The sequence below is a fragment of the Nocardia sp. NPDC059177 genome, assembly GCF_042755165.1.
Taxonomy (GTDB): Bacteria; Actinomycetota; Actinomycetes; order Mycobacteriales; family Mycobacteriaceae; genus Nocardia.
Map to the genome: position 1 here is coordinate 20704 of NZ_JBHZBX010000029.1, position 20792 is coordinate 41495.

Genomic DNA, 20792 nt, shown 5'->3' on the forward strand with positions numbered 1-20792 from the left:
CGTCGCGCCCCCCAGGGGGGCACTTGGACAAGGCGCCACTGGGTAGGCGCTGGTTCGTCGGCTCGGTAGTAGCCGCCTTCGTACTGACCTTCGCGCAGGCGCCCGGCCTCACCGTCGCCGACACAAAATACGATCTCGCGCAGAACCCGCTCGGTTTCCTCGCGCGGGCCTCGCATCTGTGGAACAGCCAGGCCCCGATGGGCCAGGTCCAGAATCAGGCGTACGGCTACTTCTTCCCCCACGGCACCTTCTTCTCCGCCGGTCACCTCCTGCACCTCCCCGCATGGGTGACCCAGCGCATCTGGTGGGCATTGCTGCTGCTCGCGGGCTTCTGGGGCATCGTCAAACTGTGCGAGACGCTGGGGATCGGCGCCCGTGGCTCGCGGGTGATCGCCGGTATCGCCTTCGCGTTGTCACCCCGCGTGCTCACCACCCTCGGCTCGATCTCCTCGGAGACACTGCCGATGATGCTGGCGCCCTGGGTGCTGCTGGCCCCGGCCGCGCTGGGTGTGGCGATACGCGAACGAGCCCGTGCCGGCGTCGACAAGTCCGAGCCCACCGCAGCAGGCGACACATCGCCGCCACGAGTCGACGGCGAGCCCGCGACAAAACCCACGCTGACCGGCGCACCAGCGACATGCCCCGAGCCCGAGACAAAACCCGCGCCGACGACCGGCGCACCAACGAGACGCGCTGACCGCGAGTCCGCCGAACCGGAGTCGAACCCCGCGGCCTCCGAGGCGGTGATGACGCAAGTCGGCGTCGAGGCGAAGACTCCCAGCGCGGCGGGGTGGCGGCGCGGCGGGGCGTTGTCGCCGGCCGGTAGTGCCCTGGCTCTGGCTTTGATGGGGTCGGTGAACGCGGTCGCGACGGTGGCGGCGTTCCTGCCCGCGGCGCTGTGGTGGGCCTCTTACCGGCCGAATCGGCAGTGGTGGAAATTCACCCTGGCCTGGATTCCGCTGCTGGTGCTGGCGACCTTCTGGTGGGTGGTGCCGCTGCTGCTGCTCGGGAAGGTGAGCCCGCCGTTCCTGGACTACATCGAGTCCTCCGGTGTGACGACGCAGTGGGCGTCGCTGAGCGAGGTGCTGCGCGGCACCGACAGCTGGACGCCGTTCGTCTCGCCCGAGCGCATCGCGGGCGCGGTGCTGGTGACCCAGCCCGCCGCCGTCCTGGCGACCGGGCTGCTCGCCGCGGCGGGCATGGCGGGCCTGGCCCGCAAGTCGATGCCCTATCGCGGACGGTTCGTGCTGATCCTGTGTGTCGGGCTGGCCGGCATCTGCGCGGGGTACGTCGGGACGCTCGGTGGGCCGTTCGCCGAATCGGTGCGGATCTTCCTGGACTCCGGCGGCGCGCCCCTGCGCAACGTGCACAAGCTCGAGCCGCTGATCCGCCTGCCGCTGGTCCTCGGCCTCGCGCACCTGCTCGGCCGGGTGCCGCTGCCCGCCTCGGCGCCGTGGCGGCAGTGGCGCGCGGCCTTCGCCCATCCCGAGCGCGACCGTCTCGTCGCCGTGGCCGCGCTGGTCCTGGCCGCCCTCACCTTGGCGACCTCGCTGGCCTGGACCGGCCGGCTCGCACCGCGCGGCGCCTACGACGAGGTACCCGCGTACTGGACCGACACCGCGCAGTGGCTGGCCGACAATGCCGCCGATACCCGCGCGCTGATCGTCCCCGGTGCGCCGTTCGGCAGCCAGATCTGGGGCCTCACCCGCGACGAGCCAATCCAGGCGCTGGCGAAAACGCCCTGGGCGGTACGTGATTCGGTCCCGCTCAACCCGCCGGGCACCATCCGCGCGATGGACTCGGTGCAGCGGCTCATCGCCGACGGGCGCCCGTCGACCGGACTCGCCGCCACCCTGGCCGATCAGGGCATCGGCGTGCTGGTGCTGCGCAACGACCTCGACCCCGAGACCTCCCGGTCGACGCGGCCGATGCTGGCGCACAACGCGATCGACGGTTCACCGGGGCTGACGAAGGTCGCCGAATTCGGTGCGCCGATCGGTCCGCGCGCCGCCGACGAAGGCCTTGTCGTCGACAACGATCTGCTGCCGCCGTATCCCGCGATCGAGATCTATCGCGTCGACGTGCCCGCCCCCGGTACCCCCGTCGAGGTGCGCAGCGGCACCGGCGCGCCGCCCGCCTTCCCCGGCGCCTACACCGTGCCGCTGGACACCGTCCCCGTCGTCAAGGGCGGCCCCGAGGTACTCGAACGGGTACGGCGCGACAGCGAACACCCCACCACGCCAGTACTTCTCGACGCCGATGCCCGGCGCGCCGGGCTCCCGCCACGACCAGTGCTGCTGACCGATACACCGATGGACCGCGAGACCGACTTCGGCCGCGTCGACAGCCACAACTCCGCGGTCCGCGCCCCCGACGACGCCCGCCGCACCCACAACCTGGTGCCGGACTATCCGGTCGAGGGAGCCGGTCTCGTACAGGGCGAATGGTCGGGCGCGAAGGTGACCGCGTCGAGTTCGGCCGCCGACGCCACCCAGATCGGTGGCGCCGCGCCCGGCAGTTCCACCGCCGCGGCCGTCGACGGTGATCCGAGCACCGCCTGGATCAGCAACGGCTCCGAATCCGCGCTCGGCCAATGGATCCGGCTCGATCTCGACCGGCCGATCACTTCCGGCTCGCTGCGTTTCACCACGACGGCGGCGGCGCTGGGTGACCCGGTGAAGTGGGTCGAGGTTCGCACGCCGCGCGGAACAGTGTCGGCGCGGATCACCGAACCTGGTGTGCCCGCGTCGGTTCCGCTGCCTGCCGGGTCCACCGACTGGGTGATGATCACCGCCGCGCGCACCGAAACCGGCACCGCCGGCGGACAGTTCGGGATCAGCGAGCTCACCCTCGACGATTATTCGGTGCGCGCGGCGCCGGTGCGCGTCGACATCCGGCATCGCGTCGTGCTCCCGGACGTACCCGCCGGGACCACGCCGACCGGCTGGGACCTCGGCCAGGAATTCCCCGGGCGCAGTGCGTGTTTCGACGGCCCCGACCGGGTGCATTGCAGCAAGGGCCTCGGTCTGCCCGCCGAGGAGCCCGGCGTGTTCACCCGCACGCTGCCGGTGCCCGAACCGCTGACCGTCAGCACCGATCTGACCGTGCGCACCCGGCCCGGCCCCGCACTGGAGGCACTGCTCACCGACCCGACGCGCCCGATCGCGCGCGGCAAGGCCGATGTCGCCGACCTGCGCGGTGCCGCGTTCGCCGCCACCGACGGTGACCCGAAGACCACCTGGACCGCGCCGGAAGCCACCGTGCGCGAACCCGCGGGCGGCAAACCCACACTGACACTGGAACTTCCGGAACCCGCACTGGTCACCGGCCTCGACATCACCACCGCGCTGGGCGGTCTGCCCGCCACGGCGACCAGCGTGGTGGTCAACCTCGGCAACGGCCCCCAGGTGCGTGAACTCCCCGAGCGCGAACACGGTGAGCCGGCCCGGATCTCGTTGCACCCCACGGTCACCGACCGTGTGGAGATCAGCATCCAGACCTGGCGCGAGGTCCTCGACCGCACCGCCCTCGGTTTCGTGCTCACCCAGCCGCCCGGCCTCGCCGAGGTCGAAGTCCTCGGCCCCGACTACCCGCCGCACGCTCCCGGCGATCGCCTGGTCACCATCGGCTGCGAAGCGGGCCCGGTGATCGCCCTCGGCGGCCGCACCGTCCACACCTCCGTCACCGCCACCGCCGACGAACTCCGTTCCGGCGCACCGGTTTCCGCTGTCCCCTGCCCCCTCGACGCCGCCGACATCGAACTACTCCCCGGCCGCCCCGACCTCACCGTCGTCCCCACCGAACTCTTCACCGTCGACCGCCTCCGCCTCCCCCGCACCGATCCCTACCCCGGGGCCACCGCCGCGGCGCCGATCGACAACACGGCCACCATTCCGGACACCGCGCACTCCGATTCGCCGACCGAGACCGACCCGTCCACTCCGGCGGACACGGCGGATGACCACACCGGTGGCACTCCCGCACCCACCGCCGACCTGCCCGATCCCACTGCCGTCCCGGCCGACACACTCAACACCGACACCACTGTCGACCAGCCGGGATCGCAAAGCCTGCCCGAGCAGCAGGCCCCCGCCGACGCATCCGGCACCCAACTGCTCGTGATCCCGCTCAGCACGAATGTCGGCTGGGAGGCGCATACCGCCGACGGGCAGGAACTCTCACCCGTGGTCGTCGACGGCTGGCAGCAGGGCTGGCTGCTGCCGGCCGGAACCACCGGCGAGGTCACCGTGTCGTTCCCGGCCGACCGCTGGTACCGGCTGGCCATCTTCGGCGGGCTGCTCCTGTTGATTCCGCTCGCGCTGCTGGCGATTCCCCGCCGACGCCCACTCCCCGACTACGGCCCCGCTCCCGTCACGTGGGGCGGGCGTGGGGTCGCGGCCGTCGGGCTGACCGGTGCGATCACGGTCATCGGCGGCCCGATCGGCGCCGCCTTCACCCTGATCACCTTGGCGTGCAGCCGTTTCCGCCCTGTCATGACGGCCAGAGCGCTCCCTTGGGTCGCCGGTCTCGGCACCCTGATCTCGGTGGCGGCCCTGTCGACCGGCACCTGGCGCTCCGGCACCACCTACATGGGCGGCTCGATCTGGGCCCAGGCCCCGGCCCTGGTCGCGGTCATCGCGGTCGGTGTCGCCGCGCTTCCCCGCCGCCGGGACTGACCGAGCTCGGCGGAGGCCACCCACAACAGCCCGCCCTCTCGGCGCCTGGACCGGTGATGCCGAGCAGCTTCTCCACGCCGAGGTCGGCACCGCCGGAGCTCGTACGCGATCGCGCCCGGGTGCGCGCTCAGCGGGTCGGCGACGGGTCCGGTTCGGGAGCTGATCGGCCGGCGAGGCGCCGGGACTTGGCATCGGCCACCCGCCGGTCGACGCGGCGGGCCCACAGCCGGGACGGTTCCTCGATCAGCGCGTAACTCGCGGCGGCCAAGGGGAGCGTGCCCGCGACCGTGAGCACGAGGACATAGCCGAAGTGGCCGTTGAACGGCAGGATCGCGAACACCGGGAAGACCATGGTGAGCACGACCAGATGCCACAGGAAGATGCCGTAGGACCAGCGGCCGAGGATGGCGGCGGTGCGCGATTCCAGCCAGCGATGCGGGGTGGCCTCGGCCGGGCGCAGGACCAGGGGCGCGAGCAGGCCGAAACCGAGGATCATGCCGAGCACCGTCTTCATGGCGTACTGCCACGGCTCGGCGCGTTCCAGCCCGGCGGGGCCGCCGTACTCGGTCGCCGAGATCAGGAAGGCCACCAGCGCGATCGCCCACATCAGCGGCTGATTCGACAGCGCCCGGCCCCAGCGCGAGGCGGGCGGGACCAGGTGAATCAGTTCCGCGAGCAGCATGCCCGCGCCGAACCACGGCAGATAGGCGGGCAGCCAGTTGTCGGCGTGGATGGCGTCGGGAGTCGGCACCGGCCACAGATTCCAGGTGAGGCTCACCGCGATGAGCGCGCACAGCACCGGCACCCGCCAGCGCGCCGCGGCGCCGCGCAGGCGCACGATCGCCCAGGCGAGCAGGGGCAGCACCAGGTAGAAGGCCACCTCCACCGACAGGCTCCACATCTGGGTGAGGCCGTCGGTGAGCGTCAACGGGACGAACACCTGCAGCAGGAACAGGTTCGACACCCACACCCGCAGATTCGCCGACTGCGCCGCGCTCGGCAGCAGGACCAGCACGAACACCACGACCACCCAGTACGCGGGCATGATCCGGGCGAAGCGGTGCAGCAGGTAGCGACCGGTCGTCGGCGCGGCCCCGAACCCGTGCGCGGCCGCCGCGTGCGGGCGCCACAGCAGGAACCCCGACAGCGCGAAGAACACCGCGACCGCCATGTCGAAGCGTTCCAGGATCGGGCCGAGCACCGGCGTACCGCTGCGGCCGGTCTGGAACGCGACGTGGGTCACCAGCACACCGAGCGCCGCCATCCCGCGCATGCCTTCCAGGGCGGGAATGAAGGCGCGGGGGCGCGCAACGGGGGCGGTGGCGGTCGTCATCGCCCTCCAGTCTGCCGTGTGGACATTTCGGGACAACGAGCGTATCGGCGATTTACCGGGCGCACCACCACGGTCTTCGGTTGTGGGCTGTTAGTGTCGGGGCTCACGAGGCCGAACGACGAGGAGAGTTTGCATGGCACTGAGTGCCGGAACCAGAAGGACGGTTGCCTGCGTGCTCGTGGGTCTGGGCGCGGCATTACTCGTCGCCGCGCTGATGATCCCCACCTATACGGTGAGCAAGGTCGCCAAGACTCCGCTCGACCTCGAGATCACCACCATCGCGGAGAATCAGCCCGGCGAGGAGAGCCTCGTGCTCAACTCCAAGTCGCTGACCACCGGCGATGGCCCGGCCGTCGTGGACAAGGACGTGCCGCTGATCTCCCAGCGTTTCGTCACCGTCGAGGAGCCCTCCGACGCCGACCAGATGACGTTGCAGGCGGGCACGACGCTGCGCCGCACCGATGTCCAGGGCGACACCGGCCTGCTCACCGCCATGATCGACCGCGTCACCATCTCCCGCACCACCGGCGAGCCGGTCGCCACCGAGCCCAACGGGTCGATCGCGGTGAGCGTGAACAAGGACGGCAGCGTCATGGAGCCGGTCCAGCATGTCGGTCTCGGCTACCGCTTCCCGATCGGCACCGAGAAGCAGACCTACCCGTACTTCGACATCAATGTGCGCAAGACCTTCGACGCCAACTTCATCGAAGAGACCGAGATCAACAACCTGAAGGTGTACCGGTTCCAGATGGTCGCGCCGCCGACCAGCACCTGGGACGCGGTGCAGGCGCCCGCCAACCGGCTGACCCTGCCCGCCAAGAAGTGGGGCGTCGGCGACAACGACGATCCGGTCACCATGACGCGCTACTACACCAATGTGCGTGACCTGTGGGTGGAGCCGCAGACCGGCACCGTCATCAAGGGGGGCGAGGCGATCCACATGTACTACGCCCGCACCGCCGACAAGCCCGAGGTGACCGCGCTCAAGTCGCACATCGTGTTCGACGAGGCGACCGTCGAGTCGCAGATCGCGATCGCCAAGGAGAACATCGACAAGCTGTCGCTGTTCGGCCGGATCGTGCCGATCGTGTTCGGCGTGCTCGGTGTGCTCGCGCTGCTGGCCGGTCTGTTCCTCGGCCTGCGTGGCGGTGGCGGCACCCCGGCGCACGCCACCCCGCGTGGTGGCAGGCCGGCGCCGACGCCCGCGCCCGAGCCGGAGACCTCGACCTGGGATGCCGGCGACGACGCTCCGACGACGCAGTTCCCGCGTGGGGATTACGACGGGCCCACCGAGCAGATCGACACCAATAAACGTCCCTGAGAACAGTCGGCTTCGAAGGCCCCGGTCATGGCGACCGGGGCCTTCGGCGTTTCCGGGGTGCGGGTTCGGTTGCGCTGGCGGTTTGCGGGTTATCCACAGGGGTTCACCGGTGGTGTGTGGATGAATGGTTTTCCACCGATTCCCTGGCGTGTCCTCGGGCCCCAGCTGGGGGTTTTGTGCTGGGGAGAGAGTTATCCACAGGGTTTGTCCACAGGGTGCCGGTTGAGGATTGCTGGACTACGCCGGGATGGGTTCACGCGGTGTGACGCGGGCGGCGGTGCGCAGCACCACGAGGGCGACGATGGTCGTGGTGACGGCGGCGACCGAGACCGCCGTGCCGATCAGCGAGCCGATCGAACGGGCGAAGGCGAGCATGAGTGTCACCTCCAGCGCCAGCCCCACCCAGGTGACCACCGCCAGCGCGGTGCGTTCGACGGCGATGGCCGAGAGCAGCGCGCCCTGCAGGACCGCCAGGATCGCGCCGTGCAGCGCGAACATCCACAGCAGGCCCTGGATCGGCGCGTAGTCCTCACCGGCGAACAACGGCGCCAGCGGGGCGGCCAGCGCGGCGCCGAGCACGGCGACGACGCCGATCACCGACAGCACCGACAGCGCGTCCCGGATCGCCCGTGCCGAATGCGCGGGCTGCGCCATCCGCGGATACAGCACCACCCCGACCGCCTGCGGCAGCCAGAACGCGATCTTGGTGGCGATGGTGCCCAGGGAGTACCGGCTGGCGTCGACGTCGTCGAGGACGATCCGGACCACGATCAGGTCGGCGGAGGACAGCGCCATCAGCGCGGCCTGGACCTGGACGGCGCGTAGGACGGGGAGGACGCCGATGGGCGACCGTCGCTGATCGGTTTCAGCGCGGCGCTTCGTGAAGTGTGCGCGGGTAGCTGGTGAGCCCGCGGCCACTCCGGCACCCGGCGGGGCGACAGCCACCGCCGCCGGTCCAGGCAGGTCGACGTTCACCGCCGCGCGGCCGGGCTGGTCCGACGACGTCGACCGGGCGATGCGGCCCGCGACGACTGCCGCGATGACGATGCCCGCGGCGCCCGCCCACAACGCACCGGCGGCACCCCCACCGAGCGCGAGGGCGCCGAGAGCCGGGACGACGCGGGCGGTTCCGGCCATCGCGAGCACGGTGGCGAGGGCGCGGAAGTGGTTGCCGCCCTGCAGAATTCCCTGTTCTCCGGAGAGAATGACCAGTGCCGGGGCCGCCCCGAGCGCGGCCGCCGCCGCCCACACTCCGACGTGCAGTACTCCGGCCACCACCGGGATAAGCACCACCGCGACGGCGGCAACCAGCGCGGCGCACCGCCACTGCATCGCCCGGATCGCCGGCAGACTCGCCCCGCGCACCACTTCGCGCGCGACCACGTTCTGCATGGCGAGGGCAGGCACCGCGCACAGCAGCTGCACGGCCAGCAGGCTCGCGAACTCGCTGTAACCGGCGACGCCGAGCCAGCGCCCGGCGAGCAGTTGCAGCAGGTAACCGGCGACGTTGGCGGTCATCGCGCCAGCCGTCACCCAGGTCAGATCAGCAACGACAGGGGGGCGACGGACCGAGGACACGCCTCATCGTCGCACCTGGCCTCGCTCGCCGCCGCCACTACCCCGAAAATGTGAGTCCGACCGGACTCACCCTGCGTGTCGGGCGCCGCGACCAGGGGCGGCTCGACCCAGGTCCCGGTGGCGGCGGGCGGGACGTAAGGTGCACTCACGTGACCACGAGTACACGCGCGAGAGCCTGGATCGCCGGATACTGCGCGCTGCTCACGGTGATCATCGTCGGACCGCTGGCCGGCTCGGGCTATCTGCTGCTGCGCGACGCGGTCAGCACCCCGCGCTCCTACCTCACCGATTCCGCGCTCGGCCTCGGCGCCGCCGCACCGCGCGCCGTCCCCCAGGACGCGCTGCTCGCCGCGCTGTCACCGGTAATCGACGGCGGGATCCTGGTGAAGGCGATCCTCATCATCTCGCTGTGGGCCGCCGGATACGGCGCTGCCGTGCTCGCCCGTCGCCTCGTCGGCGCCTCGACCCCCGCCCAGCTGGTCGCCGCGACCGTCGCGCTGTGGAATCCCTTTGTCGCCGAACGACTTCTACAGGGACATTGGAGCCTGCTCGCCGGCTACGCGGCGCTCCCCTGGGCCGCCCTCGCCGCGATTCGCGTGCGCCGGGCACTCGCGTCGGAGCGCGTCGGGGCCTGGGCGGCGCTCGGCGCGAGCTTCGCCGCGGCCGGGCTGACCCCGACCGGCTCCCTGCTGGCGGCGATCATCGGCCTCGCCCTGGCCGGGCGCCGCGCGCTGATACCCGCCACCGCACTGTGGCTCCTCAGCTGCGCGCCCTGGCTCACCGCCACCGCCCTCGGCTCCGGCGCCGAACCCTCCGACCCCGCCGGCGTATCAGCCTTCGCCGCCCGCGCTGAACCATGGCTCGGCACCCTGGGCAGCCTGGCCGGCCTCGGCGGCATCTGGAACAGCGAGGCCGTCCCCACCAGCCGAACGACCCCCCTGGCACTGATCGGCACAGCGCTGCTGCTCGCCATCGTGGCGCTCGGAGTACGCGCGGTCTGGGCGCGCGGCCGCGACGGCCGCACCCTGCTGATAATCGCCGCCGCCGCGATCGTGCTGCCCGCGCTCGGCGCGACACCATGGGGGATCGCGGCAGGCGAGTGGCTGGTCGTGCACATCCCCGGCGCCGGCCTGCTCCGCGATACGCAGAAGTACGTCGCACTCGCGATGCCCGCCTACGCACTGTGCGCCGCAGCGGCCTGCCGCACTGTCGTGCTGTGGTCCCAGCGAGTCACCTCGGCCAGTCCCAGCCCGCATCCGGCCGACCATGGCATCTCCGGCACAGACCCGGCCGCCCCTGACCCCATCGGCACTGACCTGACCGGCTCTCACCCGGTCCGCCCTCAGCCTGCGAAGCCCCCTTCGGTCGACCCGGCGACAGTCACTAGTCGCGAGGCCGGCCAGAAGGTGTCGGCCACTGACGTCAACCGTGCTGGGATTCTCACGGCCGCAGCACTTTTCATCGCGCTGCTCGTGCTTCCCCTGGCGGATCTGGCGTGGGGTGTCGGCGGGCAGATGCGGCCTGTGCACTACCCCGGTGGTTGGGCGCAGGTGGTCGAGAAGGTCGACGGGCCGGGTGACGTGGCGGTGCTCCCCGGGGGTATGTTCCGCCGATTCCCTTACAGCGGAACAGTTCCCGTCCTCGACCCAGCCCCCCGCATCCTCCCCAACGACGTCCTGCAAACCGGCGAACTCCGCGTCCGCGGCTATGCCGTCACCGGCGAAGGCAATCGCGCCCGCGCCGTCGAGGAAGCCCTCCTCCGCGGCGCCCCACCCGCCGACCTGTCCGCCCTCGGCGTCGGCTGGATCCTCGTCGAACACACCACTCCCGGCCCCCTCGGCGCCTCCGAAACCACCCTGTCCGCAACAGAACTCGTCTACACCGACCCGAACCTCTCCCTCTACCGCCTCCCCACCCCCACCCCCCGCGACATCGCCACCCCCACCCAACGCCGCATCGCCACCACCGCCCACCTCCTCTGGGCAGCCCTCCTCCTCACCTCCCTCACCACCACCCTCCACCGCCCCACCCGATAACCCTGCCCAGTGTGTCGTCCGGCGGGTCGTCGAACACGCCCGACAGATAGAACACCAGTGCGAATCAGGACCCTATGTTCAATCGCTATGGTCAGCTCACCGGGACGACGCGATCTACGCCGAACTGGTCGAACTGGGCCTCAGCGGTACCCGAGGCGCCCAACTTTGGAGGAAACTGATGTCTGTGGATTTGTCGTTCTTCCGCTCCGAGACCTCACAACGCCTGCGCGAGGAAGGTCGCGAACAAGGTCGCGAGGAAGGGATCGCGGACAGCATTTTGCGGATCCTTGGCCGCAGGGGAATCGACGTCCCCGAGTCCGCGGCCGATAAGATCAGCACCTGCCATGACCGTGACCAGCTCGTCGGGTGGCTCGACCGGTCGATCACCGCACGAACCGTGGACGAGCTGTTCAGCGACTGAAAGTCAGGGTTGGGCTGGGGGTGCTACCAGGCCGGTGGTGTAGGTGCCCCGGGCGGCGGCGGCGAGGACCTCGTAGACGCCGGAGCCGGTTTGGGCCCAGGAGAACTCGTGGGCGCGGGCGCGGGCTTTTTCGCCCATGACCAGGCGGGTTTCCGGGTCGGCGAGGAGGTCGGCGGCGGCTTCGGCGAGGGCGGGGGCGTCATCGACGAGCAGGCCGGTGACGCCGTCGACGATGGAGTCGGTGAGGCCGCGGGAGCTGCGGTAGCCGATGGTGGGGACGCCGTGCTGGGCGGCTTCGATGACGGCCAGGCCCCAGCCTTCCTTGCGCGAGGGCATCACGTGCACCCACGCGGTGGACAGGATCTCGTGCTTGCGGCGTTCGTCGACGTGACCGTGGAAGGTGACGGCGTCGGCGATGCCCAGGGTGGCGGCGCATTCGCGCAGGTTGGGGGCCCACCAGCCGTCGCCGATGACGTCGAGGTGCACGTCGGGGAACTGTTCGCGCAGGTGCGCGACCGCGGTGAGCGCGTCCTCGATCTGCTTGTGCGGGACCAGGCGGGACAGCACCGCGATGCGGGGATGGGTGGCGCGGGTGGCGTCGTCACCGGGGACGACCTCGGCGGGCACCGGCTCCGCCCCGTTGCGGACGACGGCGATGCGGCCTCGGTCGACGCCGAGCACGGCCAGTTCCTCGGCCGAGGGCAGCGACACCGTCAGGTACTGGTTGTCGCGGTGCACGCGCGGGGACAGCGTCGACTCGATCCACCAGCCGATCCGGCCGACCAGCTTGCCCGCGACCGGCCACTGTTCGCGATGCCCGTGGTGCACCAGCACCACCGACGGCACGCCGGTGGCGCCTGCGAAGAACGGGATACCGTTCTGGGTGTCGATCACGACGTCGGGACGGATGCCGCGCAGCGGCCCGAACCCGAGCCGACCGGCCACGATGGCGGCCAGCGCGCGCGGGTACACGGTGAAGCGACCGCCCGCGCGGCTGATGTCGATCCCGTCGACACGCTCGCGCTTCGGCGCGCCAGGATAACCGGCCGTACGCAGGGTGACCTTGACCCCGCGCGCCGCCAGCTGGGCGCCGACCTGTTCGAGGTAGCGCTCGCTGCCTCCGCCCTGCGGGTGCCCGGTATCACGCCAGCACAGCAGCAGGACTTCACGCACGGTCGGGACTCGCCTTCGGTTCGGTTTCGGACACACGTCGGCCCCCACCCTAGCGGAGTGTGTCCTGCGCGACAGACATGTCTTGGCACTATCGCCGCAGAGTGTCCGCCACGGACCGCGCGTCCCGGCCCGAATCAGCAGCCCATAAACTCCTGCCGTGCCGACCGCATCCCTGCCGAGAACCGCGCAGCCCGTCCAGCGACGCCGTACGCCCCGTTTCGCCCGGCGCGCGACGCTGCGCCGCTCGCTGCGCCTGCTCACCAGCTTCCGGTTCGAGCAGTCCGACCCCGGCCGGTTCTACGGCGGTATCGCCACCGACAGCGCCGAGCTGATCGCCGACTTCTACGCCGACATCACCGAGCGCGACCTGACCGGCACCGTCGTCCTCGACGTCGGCGGCGGGCCGGGGTACTTCGCGGACGAGTTCACCGCGGCGGGGGCACGCTATCTCTCGGTCGAGCCCGACCCGTCGGAGATGCACGCGGCCGGGCTGCGGGTGGCCGGCTCGGTGCGCGGGTCGGGGATGGCATTGCCGTTCCGCGACAACGCCTTCGACGTCTGCTTCTCCTCCAATGTCGCCGAGCACGTGCCGCACCCGTGGGTGATGGCCGAGGAGATGGTGCGGGTGACCAAGCCGGGCGGCCTCATCGTGTTCTCGTACACGGTGTGGCACGGACCCTTCGGTGGTCACGAGACCGGTCTCTGGCATTACCTCGGTGGCGAGTACGCGGCGCGCCGGTACCTGCGTAAGCACGGACACGAACCCAAGAACAGGTTCGGCCGGTCGTTGTTCGCCGTCTCGGCGGCCGATGGGTTGCGCTGGGCGGCAACGACTTCAGCCGACGTCAGGACGATCTTTCCGCGTTACCATCCGCGCTGGGCGTGGTGGCTCGTCCGCGTTCCCTGCCTTCGCGAGCTATTGGTCAGCAACCTGGTTGTGGTCGCGACCAAGTAGTGGTTCAGGCAAGCCAGCTCAGTCGCCGCACCCGGCGGGCGGGCGCGGGTAACGCGCTCACCCATGGCGACTCCTGAATGGCCAGACCCACTGTCTCCAATGTCGTCAAGCCGACTTGATCGGCGAGCGCTCCGACCATCGCGACCGCCTCAGCGGCCTGGATGGCGGCAGTTGCCTGCTCGATAGTGAGTGTGCGGCCGGGCAGGAATGACACAACCCATCCCCCGCTGCCCACACTCTTCGCTTGATGGTCGGTCTGGTCGCTGGTCATCAACGATCGGCCGATCACTTGCACAGCCATGAGTCGGTCTCCCCAATTCGCTGTAAAGGTCCGATGAATCGAGCGAGCTGATCAGTAGCTAAAGCATCCCCTTTTCACCAGCAGAACGCAATAGTGCGTTTACCCGAAAAGCGAACCGACAGGTTGGAATTCGCCCTGTTCACAGTCGTTGCGGGACAGCGAATTAGAACGTGTTGCAGACAATCCTGCCACAAAACTGTAACGTGTTCTCATGCACTACGACAGTCTGTTCATCGGCGGGAAGTGGACCACCCCGGCCGGTAGTGACCGCATTTCCGTGGTCTCACCCGCGACGGAGGAGACCGTCGGCAGCGTGCCCGCGGTAACGAACGCCGACGTGGACGCCGCGGTCGCCGCGGCCCGCGACGCGTTCGACAGCGGACCGTGGCCATCGAAGCCCCCACTGGAACGAGCCGCGGTACTCAACAGGGCAGCTCGGCTCATCGAGCAGCGTTCGCCCGAATTGCTCGCCGCGCTCACCGCCGAGATGGGCGCACCGGCGTCAGCGGCCTTGACACTCAACCAGATTCCGACCGTCGCGGCCCTCGACGCATGGGTAGCCTTGGCTGAGACGTTCGCCTGGAACGAAACTCGGACCGGTTTGTTCGGAACCACCCGTGTCTCACGGGAACCGCGCGGTGTCGTCGCCGCGATCACCGCATGGAACGTACCGATGTTCCTCGCGGCGAACAAGCTCGGCCCCGCCCTGCTGGCCGGCTGCACCGTTGTGCTCAAGCCGTCGCCGCTGACCCCGCTCACCGCCAACCTCATGGCCGACATCTTCACCGAAGCCGGGCTGCCCGACGGCGTGCTGTCGGTGCTGCCCGCCGAGGCCGAGGCCAGCGAATACCTGGCCGCTCACCCCGGTGTGGACAAGGTGACCTTCACCGGCAGCACCGCCGTCGGCCGCAAACTGGCCGCGATCGCGGGCGAGCAGCTCAAGACGGTCTCCCTCGAGCTCGGCGGCAAGTCGGCCGCGATCGTGCTGCCCGATGTCGACCTGGCCGCGAGCATCCCCGTGCTCGCCTTCTCCGGGCTGATGAACAGCGGTCAGGGCTGTGTCGCGCAGACGCGCATCCTGGCCCCGCGCAGCCGCTACGACGAGATCGTCGACGCGCTGGTCGCCCACGTCAAGACCATGCAGACCGGCGATCCCAGCGATCCGGCCACCCAGCTCGGCCCGCTGATCAGCGAGCAGCAGCGCGACCGGGTGGAGAGCTACATCGCCAAGGGCAAGGCCGAGGGCGCGCGGCTGGTGCTCGGCGGCGGCAGGCCGGAGGGCCTCGAGCGCGGCTGGTTCGTCGAGCCGACGATCTTCGCCGACGTCGACAACTCCAGCACCATCGCGCAGGAGGAGATCTTCGGTCCGGTGCTGTCGGTGATCCCGTACGACACCGAGGACGAGGCCGTCGCCATCGCCAACGACTCCGACTACGGCCTGGCCGGATCGGTGTGGACCACCGATATCGAGCACGGCGCGGAGATCGCGGCGCGCGTGCGCACCGGCACCTACGCGATCAACTGGTACGCCTTCGACCCGACCTCGCCGTTCGGCGGGTACAAGAACTCCGGCATCGGCCGCGAGAACGGGCCGGAAGGTCTCGACGCGTTCTGCGAGCAGAAGTCGGTGCTGATGCCCATGGGCTGGACCGGCTAGAACCGGCTAGTTCTCCGGCATCTGGACTCGTAGCACCGGCTGCGCGGAAACCTCACCCCGGGCGGGTAGGTCGACCACGTCGACCTGCCAGCCCGGCGGCAGGGCGCGCTGCAGGCGACCCGCTACCCGATGCAGCGGCGTGCTCGAATAGGTGTCGGACTCGAATCCGGTCACCAGATCGGTCATGCGTCAATCACCTCTCAGCGTCGAACTCTTCGTGTCCACGTGGGTTACGACGTGCAGGAGCTGAGAGGAATATAAGTGACGGCGGCGCACCGCCGGTGGCGACTCACGGAAACCGCCCGCACCGAATCGGTGCGGGCGGTTGGCCGTTCAGGGGCAGATCAGCCCAGGCGCTCCTTGAGTGCCTCGAACTCGTCGCGCACGCCCGAGGGCAGCTTGTCGCCGACGAACTGGAACCACTCTTCGATCGACGGGATCTCGTTGCGCCACTCGTCGACGTTCACCGCGAGTGCCTCGTCGACATCGGCGGCGACGACATCGAGGCCTTCCAGGTCGAGGTCGGCGGCCGACGGGACGTTGCCGACCGCGGTCGCCTGGGCGCCCGAACGGCCCTCGATGCGGCCGACGATCCACTCCAGCACCCGGGAGTTCTCACCGAATCCGGGCCACAGGAAGCGACCGTCGGTGCCGCGACGGAACCAGTTGACGTAGAAGATCTTCGGCAGCTTGTTCGCGTCGGCGTTCTTGCCGAGGTTGATCCAGTGGTCGAGGTAGTCGCCCACGTGGTAGCCGAGGAACGGCAGCATCGCCATCGGGTCGCGGCGGACGGTGCCGACCTTGCCCTCGGCGGCGGCGGTCTGCTCCGAGCCCATGGTCGCGCCCATGAACACGCCGTGCTCCCAGCCGAACGACTCGGTCACCAGCGGGACGGTGGTCTTGCGGCGGCCGCCGAACAGGATCGCCGAGATCGGCACACCCTGCGGGTCGTCCCACTCGGGGGCCAGGATCGGGCACTGCGACATCGGGGTGCAGTAGCGCGAGTTGGGGTGCGCGGCAAGGGTCTCCGACTCGCGGAGGTTCCAGTCGTTGCCCTTCCAGTCGATCAGGTGATCGGGCTCGCCCTCGAGACCCTCCCACCACACATCGTTGTCGTCGGTCAGGGCGACGTTGGTGTAGACGGTGTTGCCCGCCTCGATGGTGGCCATCGCGTTGGGGTTGGAGCTGCGGTTGGTGCCCGGCGCGACGCCGAAGAAACCGAACTCCGGGTTCACCGCGTAGAGGCGGCCGTCCTCGCCGAAACGCATCCAGGCGATGTCGTCGCCCAGGGTCTCCGCGCGCCAGCCCGGGATGGTCGGCTGGATCATCGCGAGGTTGGTCTTGCCACAGGCGCTCGGGAAGGCGGCGGCGACGTAGTAGTTCTTGTTCTCCGGCGAGATCAGCTTGAGGATCAGCATGTGCTCGGCCAGCCAGCCCTCGTCGTGGGCCATGGCCGAGGCGATGCGCAGCGAGTAGCACTTCTTGCCGAGCAGGGCGTTGCCGCCGTAGCCGGAACCGAAGGACCAGATCTCACGGTCCTCGGGGAAGTGGGTGATGTACTTGGTGTCGCTGCACGGCCACGGCACGTCGGCCTGGCCGTCGGCCAGCGGGGCGCCGACGGAGTGCAGCGCCTTCACGAACGGGCGGTCGGCGCCCAGCTTGTCCAGGGCGGCCTGGCCCATGCGGGTCATCACGCGCATCGAGACGACGACGTACTCGGAGTCGGTGATCTCCACGCCCAGCTTGGGGTCCTCGGCACCGAGCGGGCCCATGCAGAACGGCACCACGTACATGGTGCGGCCCTTCATCGAGCCGCGGTACAGCTCGGTCATGGTGGCGCGCATCTCGGCGGGGTCGACCCAGTTGTTGGTCGGGCCTGCGTCGGCTTCGGTCTTGGAGCAGATGTAGGTGCGCGACTCGACGCGGGCGACGTCGGAGGGGTCCGACAGCGCCAGGAACGAGTTCGGCTTCTTCTTCTCGTCGAGCTTCTTGAAGGTGCCCGCCTCGACCAGCTGGGTGGTCAGCCGGTCCCACTCGGCGTCGGAGCCGTCGGCCCAGACGACGCGGTCGGGCTGAGTGAGCTCTGCGACTTCCTGCACCCAGGCGAGCAGTTCGCTGTGCTCGGTCGGCGCGGTGCCGTCGGATCCACGAAGACCAGGAATGGTCGCTGAGGTCATGAAAACTCTCCTGAGATGGGCGGTTGTTCGATGTCGCCTGCTCATCGATCGCCACCATGGCGGGAAGGCGTCCGCAGCGAGCAACCACCGCACAACCCCAAATGGACGGCGTACAGCGCCGCCCATGGACGGAGGCCGCGCATCGGCTGGCACGGAGCGGACGCCCAGGTTCCTGACTCAAGGTTAACGCGATATGACGACCGGGACGGAATCGGGCTCGTTATCGATTACCCACCGCTGGGTCAGGCAATCGTGGCGTCCCAGCGATCCAGGACCGCGACGTCGCGTTCACAGGCCGACAGCTGCGCCGGACGTTCGGCGACCAGCCGCCGCGCCAGCGCGTCGAGCTCGGCGACACGCCGGTCAACCGCGACCGCCCGCTCCGTCGATTCGGTGACGACATGCTCGGCCAATTCCGCCTCGATATCCACCAGCGCCGCCGCGATACGCTGCTCCAGCTGGGCTTTCACATTCACCAGCGCCTCGGCCACCCACTGCGACATGTGGTTGCGCTCGGCCAGCTGACCTCGCGCGCGCACCACCCAGGCGGCCGCGCCCGCGCCGAGCAGCAGCGTCACCGGGACGCTCGCCACATCCAAAGTGGGCACCAGCGACAGGGGCGCGACTATCAGCCGGCCGAGGCCGACACCGGCCGACGCGCCGAGCGCGATCATGAGGTGATCTTCGACACCCCGGTGTCTCGGTTCGGGATCGGGACCGACACGGGGCGCCGGATCGCGCCTGCGCGGCTCCGGGTTCGCGGTGCCGATCCGGCGGGCGGTCTCGGTGACGCGCTCGTCGATCGCGGTGTCGACGGCGGCGGACAATTCGCTCACCGCCTGCTGCAAACGCTGCGGATAGGCGCGCAGTTCGGTGCGGTCGCAACGGTCGAGTTCGGTGCGTGCGCGGGTGTGCAGGGCACGGATCATCGAGCCGAGTTCGGTGCTCAGGTCGACCCGCGCGAGCTGGACCTGGCTGCGCACCGCCGAGAGCCCGGTCTGGCGGCCGCCGTCGCGCCCGGCGAGCAGGGCGACCCGTTCCTCCCTGATCCTGACCGATTCCGCGCCGACCCGCAGGGTCGCGATCTGCTCCTCGACGCGGGCCCTGGTGTCGGCCAGCACGCGGGCGAGCACCGCGCCGCGCCGCTGGGCGCCGTCGGTGGGCTCGTGGGCGGTGGCCGCGGCCAGCGCGGCGTGCAGGCCGGCCAGCCCGGAGCGGTCGAGCAGGGCGGAGTCGTCGGCCGCGCGGGCCGCGGCGGCGAGCCGGGCGGACACGGCGAGCACGTCGACCCCGGTGACGCCGCGCGCCGCGAGCAGGGCAACGCTGCGTTCCCTGGTCTCGCGCCAGTCCTGATAGGCGTGGAAACCGTTCATGGCCAGCAGCACCGGCTGCCGGGCGGCGCGCAGCCGTTCGACCAGGGCGAGTACGTCGGCGCCGATCACACTGCCCGCGTCGAACAGGACCAGGGCGGCGGGTGGTTCGTCGAGCTGGGCGAACGTGGCCGGATCGGCGAGATCGATACGCGGTTCGAAGCGGGCCAGTTCCGTGCGAACCAGCGTGGTGTTGGCGTCGTCGACGGCATAGAGCACCACCTGCGAGCCCGCCCCGGTCTGCTCCATCGCCCGCAGCAGCGCCACACCCTGCGGATTCCACCGCTCGATCACGGTTTCGACCTCCGCCGGGATCGCCGGCGCGGCCTCGTCGGGCGCGGCAGGCCGGCCAGACCCGGACGACGGCCCAGCACCTTCCGACGACGGTGCGGCGGCCCCCGGCGACGCCTCAGCCGGCTCGGCGGGCTCCACCGACGGCGCTGGCGCGGGCCCCGCCGCGATCTCCGCAGACTCGGCGACGGCCGCACGCTGCTCGTCCGGAACCGACGACGAGCCAGCAGCTGGTTCAGAGTCCGGCACTGCTCATCCGTTCCCAGGCCCTGACATAGCCGTTGTGGACGCGCAAGGCCGCACGGCGGGCCGGGGGCGGCATATCGCTGGAGACGACCGCGCGCCAGCGGGTGGCGCGGGCGAGGGCCTCGTCGGCGTCGGCGGGCGAGGGCGACCGATAACCCGCGGCGAGATGCGCGACGGCCGGGCAGGCCAGACCCGCGCACAGACCGGCCCACAGCGCCTCGTCACCGGCGAGATAGTGCTCGATCAGCTCCCGTCCGCGACCACCGTCGCGGGCCAGCGAACTGGCCGCGAGCCGGACCAGCTCGTCGAGCAGTTCGCCGCCGCGCACCGCTTCGACCTGTTCGTAGCGCCGGTGCACGAGCCGGTGCAACGGGTCGATGCCGCTGGCCGAGTGCAGGATCTGGATCAGGGCGGCGGCGGACAGGTCGGGGTCGGCGCGCAACGCGCTCAGCGCGCTGTCGACGCCGTAGAGATCCCAGTTGGCGATCAGCCTGCGCCGCGTGTCCTGATCGGCACCGGATCCGATGAACAGTTCGGCGGCCAGCACCGACGGCGCGTCGGGGCTCGCGGCGAGTGCGCGCAGATCGGTCAGATCGGTGGCGTCGACGGCGCCCGCCCTGGTCCGCGCGGCCAGCGAGGCGACGACCGGAATGATCGGCAACCCCAGCTCCTGGGCATAGCGCTCGGCCGCGGCCACCGCCTCACCCCAGCGCGCGCCGACCGCGTCGGCCTTGTTCAGCACGACGACGCTGCGTCCGGCGGGCAGGGTCGCCAGCAGCCGGTGATCGGCCGCCTGCGGCGCCCCGGCGAGCACATAGATGACCAGGTCCCCGTCGAGCACGGGGTCGGGCAGCTCGGGCTGGTCGACCGGCGTGGTCTCCTCCGCCGAGAGCAAGGCCAGCGCCCGCAGCACGGTCGTGCGCCCGCTGAGCGCCCGCCCGGCCACCTGGATCTGCAGTGGCCTGCGCCGGCGGGTGACCGCGGCGGCGAGCCGCTCGGCGATCGCCGGATCACCGCCTCGACCGGCCCGAAGGGTCGAGATCAGCTGGTCGAGCTGATCGGGTGACCGTGTCTGCGCGGATTCGGTGACTGTCGACATTCTGCGCACCCCCTTTTCGGAGGGCATTCTGTCAGATCGCGGCGCGGAGCGGCTGGCGGAGAACCGTCAGCCGACCTGGGCCGACAACAGGCCCGCGACCCGCCGATCTGCGGCGGCGGGCCGCACGCGCCGCACTCGGCTGCGACGCACCAGCGCGC

General features: G+C 70.5%; 14 protein-coding genes. 6 read left to right on the top strand and 8 right to left on the bottom strand.

Features of this window, described 5'->3' with window-relative positions; translation table 11 throughout:
- Nucleotides 1-23: 23 nt before the first annotated feature.
- Nucleotides 24-4676, top strand: coding sequence for an alpha-(1->3)-arabinofuranosyltransferase family protein (locus tag ACFXK0_RS26610; RefSeq protein WP_379413631.1), 4653 nt, complete (start codon nucleotides 24-26; stop codon nucleotides 4674-4676).
- 127 nt (nucleotides 4677-4803) lie between these two features.
- On the opposite strand, the gene ACFXK0_RS26615 is transcribed toward ACFXK0_RS26610, so the two are convergent.
- On the bottom strand, nucleotides 4804-6009 hold the full coding sequence (locus ACFXK0_RS26615) for an acyltransferase family protein (protein WP_379413632.1): 1206 nt from the start codon (nucleotides 6007-6009) through the stop codon (nucleotides 4804-4806).
- A 133-nt stretch (nucleotides 6010-6142) separates the two neighbouring features.
- On the opposite strand from ACFXK0_RS26615, the gene ACFXK0_RS26620 reads away from it, so the two are divergent.
- The gene (locus ACFXK0_RS26620) at nucleotides 6143-7330 is read left to right on the top strand and encodes a DUF3068 domain-containing protein (RefSeq protein ID WP_379413633.1); all 1188 of its coding nucleotides are present in this window, start codon (nucleotides 6143-6145) and stop codon (nucleotides 7328-7330) included.
- Between the two features lie 237 nt (nucleotides 7331-7567).
- On the opposite strand, the gene ACFXK0_RS26625 is transcribed toward ACFXK0_RS26620, so the two are convergent.
- The gene (locus ACFXK0_RS26625; RefSeq protein ID WP_379413635.1) at nucleotides 7568-8848 is read right to left on the bottom strand and encodes a polysaccharide biosynthesis protein; all 1281 of its coding nucleotides are present in this window, start codon (nucleotides 8846-8848) and stop codon (nucleotides 7568-7570) included.
- Nucleotides 8849-9057: 209 nt separating this feature from the next.
- On the opposite strand from ACFXK0_RS26625, the gene ACFXK0_RS26630 reads away from it, so the two are divergent.
- Together ACFXK0_RS26630 and ACFXK0_RS26635 are read left to right on the top strand one after the other, a co-directional pair.
- A complete protein-coding gene (locus ACFXK0_RS26630; RefSeq protein ID WP_379413636.1) occupies nucleotides 9058-10944 on the top strand; it encodes a hypothetical protein in 1887 nt (628 codons plus the stop codon).
- A 178-nt stretch (nucleotides 10945-11122) separates the two neighbouring features.
- Complete coding sequence (locus ACFXK0_RS26635) at nucleotides 11123-11365, top strand: hypothetical protein (RefSeq protein ID WP_379413638.1); 243 nt, start codon at nucleotides 11123-11125, stop codon at nucleotides 11363-11365.
- Between the two features lie 3 nt (nucleotides 11366-11368).
- Here ACFXK0_RS26635 and ACFXK0_RS26640 read toward each other — a convergent pair whose 3' ends face one another.
- Nucleotides 11369-12538, bottom strand: a complete 1170-nt coding sequence (locus tag ACFXK0_RS26640; protein WP_379413639.1) for a glycosyltransferase family 4 protein — start codon at nucleotides 12536-12538, stop codon at nucleotides 11369-11371.
- A gap of 157 nt (nucleotides 12539-12695) precedes the next feature.
- Between ACFXK0_RS26640 and ACFXK0_RS26645 the strand changes: the two genes are divergently transcribed.
- Complete coding sequence (locus ACFXK0_RS26645) at nucleotides 12696-13493, top strand: class I SAM-dependent methyltransferase (protein ID WP_379413640.1); 798 nt, start codon at nucleotides 12696-12698, stop codon at nucleotides 13491-13493.
- A gap of 4 nt (nucleotides 13494-13497) precedes the next feature.
- Here the strand turns inward: ACFXK0_RS26645 and ACFXK0_RS26650 are convergent, their stop codons facing one another.
- Nucleotides 13498-13794, bottom strand: a complete 297-nt coding sequence (locus tag ACFXK0_RS26650) for a hypothetical protein (RefSeq protein WP_379413642.1) — start codon at nucleotides 13792-13794, stop codon at nucleotides 13498-13500.
- Nucleotides 13795-14005: 211 nt separating this feature from the next.
- Here ACFXK0_RS26650 and ACFXK0_RS26655 point away from each other — a divergent pair, with 211 nt between their 5' ends.
- Nucleotides 14006-15451 (top strand): aldehyde dehydrogenase, encoded by a 1446-nt coding sequence (locus ACFXK0_RS26655; protein ID WP_379413643.1) that lies wholly within the window; start codon nucleotides 14006-14008, stop codon nucleotides 15449-15451.
- Between the two features lie 6 nt (nucleotides 15452-15457).
- Here the strand turns inward: ACFXK0_RS26655 and ACFXK0_RS26660 are convergent, their stop codons facing one another.
- The 4 genes from ACFXK0_RS26660 to ACFXK0_RS26675 form a co-directional block, all read right to left on the bottom strand.
- Nucleotides 15458-15637, bottom strand: a complete 180-nt coding sequence (locus ACFXK0_RS26660; protein WP_379413644.1) for a hypothetical protein — start codon at nucleotides 15635-15637, stop codon at nucleotides 15458-15460.
- Nucleotides 15638-15795: 158 nt separating this feature from the next.
- The gene (locus ACFXK0_RS26665) at nucleotides 15796-17628 is read right to left on the bottom strand and encodes a phosphoenolpyruvate carboxykinase (GTP) (RefSeq protein WP_379413646.1); all 1833 of its coding nucleotides are present in this window, start codon (nucleotides 17626-17628) and stop codon (nucleotides 15796-15798) included.
- Between the two features lie 242 nt (nucleotides 17629-17870).
- Nucleotides 17871-19292, bottom strand: a complete 1422-nt coding sequence (locus ACFXK0_RS26670; RefSeq protein ID WP_379413648.1) for a hypothetical protein — start codon at nucleotides 19290-19292, stop codon at nucleotides 17871-17873.
- 232 nt (nucleotides 19293-19524) lie between these two features.
- Nucleotides 19525-20634: a hypothetical protein gene (locus ACFXK0_RS26675; RefSeq protein WP_379413650.1), complete on the bottom strand. Its 1110-nt coding sequence runs from the start codon at nucleotides 20632-20634 to the stop codon at nucleotides 19525-19527.
- Nucleotides 20635-20792 lie beyond the last annotated feature (158 nt).

Coding starts and splice junctions, on each gene's coding strand:
- ACFXK0_RS26615 (WP_379413632.1), bottom strand. CDS start 6,009: ATGACGACCGCCACCGCCCCCGTTGCGCGCCCCCGCGCCTTCATTCCC.
- ACFXK0_RS26620 (WP_379413633.1), top strand. CDS start 6,143: ATGGCACTGAGTGCCGGAACCAGAAGGACGGTTGCCTGCGTGCTCGTG.
- ACFXK0_RS26625 (WP_379413635.1), bottom strand. CDS start 8,848: ATGACCGCCAACGTCGCCGGTTACCTGCTGCAACTGCTCGCCGGGCGC.
- ACFXK0_RS26635 (WP_379413638.1), top strand. CDS start 11,123: ATGTCTGTGGATTTGTCGTTCTTCCGCTCCGAGACCTCACAACGCCTG.
- ACFXK0_RS26650 (WP_379413642.1), bottom strand. CDS start 13,794: ATGGCTGTGCAAGTGATCGGCCGATCGTTGATGACCAGCGACCAGACC.
- ACFXK0_RS26655 (WP_379413643.1), top strand. CDS start 14,006: ATGCACTACGACAGTCTGTTCATCGGCGGGAAGTGGACCACCCCGGCC.
- ACFXK0_RS26660 (WP_379413644.1), bottom strand. CDS start 15,637: ATGACCGATCTGGTGACCGGATTCGAGTCCGACACCTATTCGAGCACG.
- ACFXK0_RS26665 (WP_379413646.1), bottom strand. CDS start 17,628: ATGACCTCAGCGACCATTCCTGGTCTTCGTGGATCCGACGGCACCGCG.
- ACFXK0_RS26675 (WP_379413650.1), bottom strand. CDS start 20,634: ATGTCGACAGTCACCGAATCCGCGCAGACACGGTCACCCGATCAGCTC.